The organism is Anaerococcus lactolyticus ATCC 51172, assembly GCF_000156575.1.
In the GTDB taxonomy this organism is placed as follows: Bacteria; Bacillota; Clostridia; order Tissierellales; family Peptoniphilaceae; genus Anaerococcus; species Anaerococcus lactolyticus.
In genome coordinates, this window is record NZ_GG666143.1 from 1 (window position 1) to 241 (window position 241).

Annotated in this window: 1 protein-coding gene; it reads left to right on the forward strand. The window is 68.0% G+C overall.

From position 1 onward, the window contains the following. Window positions 1-31: 31 nt before the first annotated feature. The coding region (locus HMPREF0072_RS12635) for an aminotransferase class III-fold pyridoxal phosphate-dependent enzyme (protein WP_155811914.1) at window positions 32-241 on the forward strand (210 nt) is incomplete at its 3' end.

Below are 241 nucleotides of genomic sequence, written 5' to 3' on the forward strand. Positions count from 1 at the left end.
GCCGACCCGATGAGCGGCCACTGAGGAAGCCATGAGCAAGACCAACGAATCCCTGCTGAAGCGTCGCCAGGCCGCGGTACCCCGCGGCGTGGGCCAGATCCACCCGGTCGTCGCCGAGCGCGCCGAGAACTCCACCGTCTGGGACGTGGAAGGCCGCGAGTACATCGACTTCGCCGGCGGCATCGCCGTGCTGAACACCGGCCACCTGCATCCGAAGGTGATCGCCGCGGTCCAAGAGCAA